Source organism: Shewanella sp. 4_MG-2023, assembly GCF_030548015.1.
Lineage (GTDB): Bacteria > Pseudomonadota > Gammaproteobacteria > Enterobacterales > Shewanellaceae > Shewanella.
Genome location: NZ_JAUORL010000036.1, coordinates 38,444 through 46,000 on the forward strand (window position 1 = coordinate 38,444; position 7,557 = coordinate 46,000).

The window sequence follows — 7,557 nt, forward strand, 5'->3', positions numbered from 1 at the left end:
CTGTAAACATTAGCCTAGTTTAATTAAAACTGGTAGCTAACTTTACCGTACCATAAGGCGCCGATGGCTGAATGAGTTGCTTGATCGTAACCCATGAAGTCAGCAGCACTAAATGGTGGTTCTTCATTAAACACGTTATTAGCACCCACAGTCAGTGACCAATTGTCAAAGCCAATATAAGTGACATTTAAATCCAAAGTAAGCATTGAATCAATTTGACCTGTGGCGCCTGCATCAACATTATCAGTGTATTCACCAATGTAGTTTAAGCGTGCGCTGGTTTGCCAGTCGGTATAACCCCAATCCATACCACCAATCCAGCGATATTCGGGATGTTGGTACTCGCCAGCTAACTCACGCGTTGAACCGTCTTCACGTACTTGATCAAAGCTATTGACCCAAGTCAGGTTATAGCTAAAGCCAAACTCACCAGCAGAGTCGGTATTCAATACATATTTGACATCAAAATCGACACCGTCTGTAGATTGACTACCTAAGTTGCCAAATTGGTCATAAATTTCAATAATGCGCCCGGGAACATTAGTCGATGAAGGTTCACGCTTAACCACATTGGCATTATCACCTTGGGTATCGACTAAGTATTGGGTATCAGAGGTGATCAAACCATCTTGATCGTAATTCCAGTAATCCACCCCGACACTTAAACCATCAGTGATTTCCCAAACACCGCCCACGTTATATGAGGTCGACTCTTCAGGTTGTAAATTAGGGTTACCAGAAAATATCACCGTACGCTCTTGGGCAGTACAATCTTCTTCTAAGCCCGTTAATGGACAACGTGTGGTATCCACTAAACCAGGTGACTCCTGAGAAGGACCTAAACCTAATTGCACCAGTGATGGCGCTCTAAACGCTTCGCCCCAACTGGCGCGCAATGTGAGGTTATCAAGCGGGGTATAACGCAGTGCTATTTTAGGGTTAGTGGTATCACCAAAGTCGCTGTAATCTTCATAACGCAGCGCTAATTGCGCTTCTAAACGCTCAAAAATCGGTACCGCTAACTCAATAAATAATGAAGTTTGATCGCGTTCACCTGCAGCTTCTGTGGCTTCAGTACCAAAAATTTCACCACGCTTAAACAGCTCATCAGGATTATCTGACAATGACTCTTCACGGTACTCAAAACCGACCGCCATGGCTAAACTGCCCGCAGGCATATCCATTAAGTCGCCACTGATTTTACCGTCGAAAGCATTGGTGGTTGATTTACCACTTCGGGTGGTATTAACACTGATATCGTCAATCACAGTGCCTTGCTGGGTCGTCGCTAACGGGTTAAACGCGCCTGAGTTTATGGCCTCTTGTAAACGTGGCGTCCACACAAAGCCTTGCTCACCAAATTCAAGGTTACGGTTATAAGAATAGGTGTAAGCTAATTCCCATTCCCAGTCAGACAACATACCATTTAAGCCTAACACCACACGGGCGCTATCTGATTCTGATGATTTTTGTCGCGGCCCAGTTTCAGTTAAACGCCGACGCATGGTCAAGTCTTCACCAGGAAACGGATTAATAGCTGCGCCACTGGTAAACAGTGGGTTATCGTTGAGCATGTAAAACTCACCAAAAGATGGGCTGGCAGCGCCTTTAATCACACTTTCATTATGCTGATACATAAGCTCAGCAAATAGACTTAAATCATCATTAAATTCATAGTTTTGAAATACTGATAAGCCCATGCGGCTCGACTCTGGCACTGAGGTCATTTCTGGCGCGTAATCATAGCGGCAGTAACTGCCTTTAACACTATCAGCGGGACAATTAACATCAGGGGTCCAGCCAAACAAGTCTGATTTAGGGGTAATTGAGCCATCCATACCAATGGTTGCAGGAATGTATGAACCAGGGTTACCCGCAGACGATCTAAAGTCGCTACCGCCATTTGCAGTTTGATCTGCTGAACGTGAATAATCACGATCGGCAAATAAGGTTTCACGCTCTTTAAAATAATCAAAAATTACTGTGGTATGAGACTTTCCATTCGCCGCTTCCGTGCCCCACAAAATAGAGCCAGCTTGCTGACCACCGCCATCTTCAACGGTTTCAGCAATCTTGCCGTTAACCTCAAAGCCTTCGAAATCTTTTTTCATGATGATGTTTATCACACCAGCAATCGCATCTGAACCATAGGTTGCAGAAGCGCCGTCTTTAACGATATCAATTCGCTTAACTGCAGAAATCGGAATTGAATTTATATCAACAAAGGCAGTATCAATTGATTTTGCAAACGACGATACCGCAATACGGCGACCGTTTAATAACACCAAGGTGGCATCAGCGCCAAGACCACGAAGTGACACAGCTGCGCCACCATTAGCAGTGTCATCTGAGTTGTTACCTTGGGTAGAAAAAGTACCACTACCCGATACCGGGAGTTTACTGAGCAGTTGTGAAATATCTTGAGCGCCAGAACGGGCAATATCTTCAGCGCTTAACACCGTCATTGGTGAAGCCCCTTCGAGATCGGTCCGTTTAATATGAGTACCAGTAACTTCAATGCGTTCGACTTCGGGTTCGGCAGCAAAAGCGGTCTGCGTTAAAAACGTTGGGGTGAGCATAAGTGATACGGCAGTAGCGCAAGCGCTCCGCCAGAATTGAGGTCGTGACATAATTATCCCTAATTTAAAATATTAACTTGTTTAGACTCAACATCATTTTTAAGTCTGGTTTAGCTGAACTCTTTCGATTGAGTTTCTAATAACGCGCAGTATATTAGTACTTCGCAATACACTAACCTAAGTAATTTCCACAGGATGTCAACGATTGATTTTTAGGCAAATGTAACAAATCGTACCAGTAAGCCATTAATTTGCTATATTCAACTATTGATAAAGTGTGACATAGTCATTATCAATTTAAACAATAAGATAGTGTAATAAGCAGCTATTTTATGTCAGCCCCATGACGTGAAGAATAACGAGACAAATAATGACAACAGCTCAGCCAGCAACAAGCCGCTCTAGCCGATTTGCCACCCTCTTTGCCAGCCTAGGGCCGGGGATTTTAATGGCTGCAGCGGCCATTGGCGCCTCTCATTTGGTGGCATCAACCCGTGCTGGCGCCGAGTTTGGTTGGCAATTAGCTTGGGTTGTTCTCGCAGTCAATATTCTTAAGTACCCTTTCTTTGCTGCGGGTGCTCGCTATACCGCTGCCACCAACGAAAGCTTACTCCATGGCTATTTAAAGCAAGGTCGTGGCTACCTGCTGATGTTTACCTGTTTAAATACCATTGCTGCCATTGCCAGCACTGCCGGTGTGTGTATGTTAACCGCAGCCATGCTAACCCAGTTTGTGCCGCTGCCCATTGATATACTGGCTTTTTTGGTCTTAGTCAGCTCGCTGGCATTATTGATCCTCGGTCATTATCAGTTACTCGATAAACTGACTAAAGTCATCATGCTAGCCCTGACATTAACCACGCTAATCGCTGTGACATTAGCTTTTAATCACTCAGCAGGAACGGTTGCAACTGTGCCCAGTGAATCACCTTGGCAATGGGCTTATGTGGGTTTCTTAGTGGCAATGATGGGCTGGATGCCAGCGCCAATTGAAGTCAGTGCCTGGAACTCTTTATGGCTATTGGAAAAGCAAAAAACACAAACCGTCACCAGTAAGCAAGCCATCTTTGACTTTAACTTAGGCTTTATTGTCACCGCTATTTTAGCGATTGTGTTTCTCGCCCTAGGGGCACTGGTTATGCATGGTAGTGGTGAGCAATTTGCCAGCTCTGGGGCTAAATTTGCCAGCCAGCTGATCGATTTATACAGCGATGTTATGGGCCAAGAAAGTCGTTATTTGATTGCCCTTGTCGCTTTTTTATGTATTTTCAGTACCACAGTAACCGTGATTGATGGTTACAGTAGAACCTTAGATATTGGCTGGCAGCTTTTAACCCATAAACCAGACTGCTCGGCACGATTAACCCGAGTTATGTTGCTGGTTTCCGCCTTCGCAATGGCTTTAATTTGGTTCTTTAAAGGCGCCCTATTACCACTGCTTGAGTTTGTTATGACCCTAGCATTTATGACCACGGTTATTTTTGCTTGGCTTAATTATCGCTTGATGACCAGTAATTCATTACCTGAAGAACATCGATATGGTTTGAAAATGAAAATATTATCTTGGTTTGGTTTAACCTATTTAGTCGGTTTCTCAGCTGTATTTATTTACTGGAAATTAATTCTATAATCGCTTTTTAAAAGCAAATTTAACCAGTTACAATGTCAATAAGTCAGTCACAATAAGCCATAGCATGAACTGGCATATCCGCATCATAATTATGAGAGAGCGGATCTGTGGGTAGATAATCTGACCTAATGCCCTCAACTCAGGTATAATCACTGTTCAATGTGTTTTAAGCCTAAAGCGATGTGATAGTAATATCGTTCAGGTAACTTTAAACATAAGCACTTACTTTACCAGCGCAGCCGCGCCCAGAGACCTTTATGATTAACAATGACATCCTTCGCCGCCTTCGTTTTGTATTTGATTACTCAAATGCCAAAATGACTAAAATCTTCGCTCAAGCAAATGTTGAAGTCAGCAATGACGAAATCATTAGCTTATTAAAGAAAGAAGAGGAAGAAGGTTATAAAGCTTGTAATGACAAATTAATGTGTCAGTTTTTAGATGGCTTTATCATCGAAAAACGTGGTTTACGTGAAGGTAGTGAAGTACCTGCACCGCTAAAAGATCTAACCAACAACTTAATTTTCAAGAAATTACGTATCGCATTAGAACTTCGTGAAGATGACATTATTGAGCTGATTGGTTCTGCTGACTTGGCTATTGGTAAGTCTGAATTAGGCGCGTTATTCCGTAATCCTAGCCATAAAAACTACAAAACCTGTGGCGATCAGATTTTACGTAACTTCCTTAAAGGTTTATCACTTAAACATCGCGGAATGTAATATTTTCCTTAGCGTTTAAGCTTCCTTATTTAATGCACAGCTTAGGCTGTGCATTTTTATTTGTATCAATAAGGCCTATCTGGCGATGCCAGCTCATCCCAATAAATGGCTTGTTTAAAATGCTGGGCTAAGCGTTGATTAAGTTTGTCAAAATTTGAAATCGCCACCTCTTGACCGCTAATGCAAGACCACACAAACCGATGACAGTTATTATTGAATAGCTCATACTCACGATATTGAAATAATGATTGCTGCGCCCTTTCTAGCGCCTCAGGAGCTACAAGGGGTTGATGAAGATGATTACAAGCTTGAAAAATCCGGCTGCCACTGCGGCTTTTTAAAAAGCGCGCCGACGAAATAGGCCTAATTAAGCCACTGCCATGTAACTCCACCAAGCTATTATCCCCAAGCCACACGCCTGTATGTTCAATGACCCCAAATACAAAACAGCACACGATGGCCCCAGCCTCTGGGCTTACCTTGACCTTATTATGATGCAATATACTTGGCAGTAATGGGCTGAAATTGTTGTCATCAGGCACCGCTGGCGCACGACCTAAATAGCGTTGTCTATGGAGCAATTGACGCTTTTTGTGCTCGTCAGCCATCAGCATTGCTGTGATTGCTGCGCTGCCTAACAAGATAAAAGGAACTGCCATAACACCCCAATATGTAAAACACCTTAAAATCATCATGGCAGAACCGCGCTAAATTACGCCGCTAAAAATGTAACCAACTTTGTCAAAATCACAGCTGATTGTGTGGATTATCTAAAACCTCAGTAAATACATCCACATGACTTTTAAGCCTTTACCATAAAGGTAAATAGCCAATGCCTAAAAAAACATCAATAAAAATCTGTGATTAGGCTCACTTAACAGACCACAATAAAATCAAGATGTGATAACCTGCACCGATAACAAGATACGTCTACGATTAACAACAAAATTCTATCTTTGAGATAAAAATTAACTAACTGTAGATAAAAATAACTGCAATACGTCACTGACAATAAGGTTTCCAATGGACGAGAATAAACGCCCTCTCTATCTTCCTTTCGCAGGTCCAGCGATTCTTGAATCTCCTATGCTCAATAAAGGCACTGCTTTTAGCGAAGAAGAACGCATTTACTTTAACCTTGAAGGGCTTATCCCTTGGGTGGTTGAAACTATCGATGAGCAAGCATCGCGTGCTTATGATCAATATAAAAACTTTACTAACGATCTCGATAAGCATATTTACCTGCGTAATATTCAAGATACCAACGAAACGCTTTTTTATCGTTTAGTGCGTAATCACATCAGTGAAATGATGCCAATCATCTATACCCCTACGGTAGGCTTAGCGTGTGAGCGTTTTTCTAAAAACTATCGCCGTAACCGTGGTCTGTTTATCTCGTATTCCAATAAAGACCGTATTGATGACATCCTCAATAACTCGACCCGTCATAAAGTAAAAGTCATTGTGGTAACCGATGGCGAGCGCATTTTAGGCTTAGGCGATCAAGGTATTGGTGGCATGGGGATCCCCATTGGTAAATTATCTTTATACACCAGTTGTGGCGGGATCAGTCCGGCGTACTGCTTGGCGATCACCTTAGATGTCGGCACTGACAACCCTCATTTACTAGAAGACCCTATGTATATGGGCTGGCGCCACCAGCGTATTGGCGGTGAAGAATACGCTGAGTTTGTTGAAGAGTTTATGCAAGCGGTTAGTCGTCGCTGGCCTGAAGCATTAATCCAATTCGAAGATTTTGCTCAGAAAAATGCCATGCCATTACTTGAGCGCTACAAAGATAGATTCTGTACCTTTAATGATGATATTCAAGGTACTGCAGCAGTGACTGTAGGTTCATTACTAGCAGCCTGTAAAGCTGCAAACACGCAATTATGTAAGCAAAGAGTCGCCTTTTTAGGCGCTGGTAGTGCCGGCTGTGGTATTGCTGAAGCCATTGTGGCGCAAATGGTTGCTGAAGGTATTAGCGACGAGCAAGCACGCTCACAAGTGTTTATGGTCGACCGCTGGGGACTGTTACTTGATAACATGCCAACCCTGTTAGGCTTCCAGCAAAAACTGGCACAAAAAACCGCTAATATTGAAAACTGGGACGGATTTAGCGATCACATTTCATTACTTAATGTGGTTAATAATGCCAAGCCAACTGTGCTTATTGGCGTATCTGGTGCGCCAGGTTTATTTACCGAAGAAATAATCAAAGCCATGCATAGCCATTGCAAGCGCCCGATTGTATTCCCGCTATCTAATCCAACCAGCCGCGTTGAAGCAACGCCTAAAGATGTGCTGCATTGGACCAATGGCCAAGCACTTGTGGCTACCGGTAGCCCGTTCGAACCAGTTGTAATTGAAGAAGAAACCTTTGAAATTGCTCAATGTAACAATAGCTTTATCTTCCCCGGTATTGGCTTAGGCGTATTAGCAAGTGGCGCAACTCGGGTATCAGATGAAATGCTGATGGCATCAAGTCGTGCGCTGGCAGAGTGTTCACCCCTTGGTCAAAATGGTACCGGCTCATTACTGCCAAGACTGGAAGACATTCAGCAAGTGAGCAAATATATTGCTTTTGCAGTGGCTAAAAAAGCTATCGAGCAAGAATTAGCCCTAC

The 7,557-nt window shown here is 43.1% G+C and carries 5 protein-coding genes; 3 read left to right on the plus strand and 2 right to left on the minus strand.

Going from position 1 to position 7,557, the window contains the following annotated elements; genetic code table 11:
• Positions 1-23: 23 nt before the first annotated feature.
• The gene (locus tag Q4546_RS16680) at positions 24-2,630 is read right to left on the minus strand and encodes a TonB-dependent siderophore receptor (protein ID WP_303446651.1); all 2,607 of its coding nucleotides are present in this window, start codon (positions 2,628-2,630) and stop codon (positions 24-26) included.
• Between the two features lie 319 nt (positions 2,631-2,949).
• Here Q4546_RS16680 and Q4546_RS16685 point away from each other — a divergent pair, with 319 nt between their 5' ends.
• Both Q4546_RS16685 and Q4546_RS16690 read left to right on the plus strand, forming a co-directional pair.
• Positions 2,950-4,209 carry an NRAMP family divalent metal transporter gene (locus Q4546_RS16685; RefSeq protein ID WP_102475318.1) on the plus strand — a complete coding sequence of 420 codons (1,260 nt, stop codon included), beginning with the start codon at positions 2,950-2,952 and terminating at the stop codon, positions 4,207-4,209.
• 257 nt (positions 4,210-4,466) lie between these two features.
• Positions 4,467-4,931 (plus strand): DUF1456 family protein, encoded by a 465-nt coding sequence (locus Q4546_RS16690; protein ID WP_076539695.1) that lies wholly within the window; start codon positions 4,467-4,469, stop codon positions 4,929-4,931.
• A 65-nt stretch (positions 4,932-4,996) separates the two neighbouring features.
• Here Q4546_RS16690 and Q4546_RS16695 read toward each other — a convergent pair whose 3' ends face one another.
• Entirely contained in the window at positions 4,997-5,590 is a 594-nt protein-coding gene (locus tag Q4546_RS16695) for a hypothetical protein (protein WP_303446652.1), read from the minus strand.
• Positions 5,591-5,954: 364 nt separating this feature from the next.
• Here Q4546_RS16695 and Q4546_RS16700 point away from each other — a divergent pair.
• On the plus strand, positions 5,955-7,557 hold a 1,603-nt coding region (locus Q4546_RS16700), incomplete at its 3' end, for an NAD-dependent malic enzyme (protein WP_303446653.1).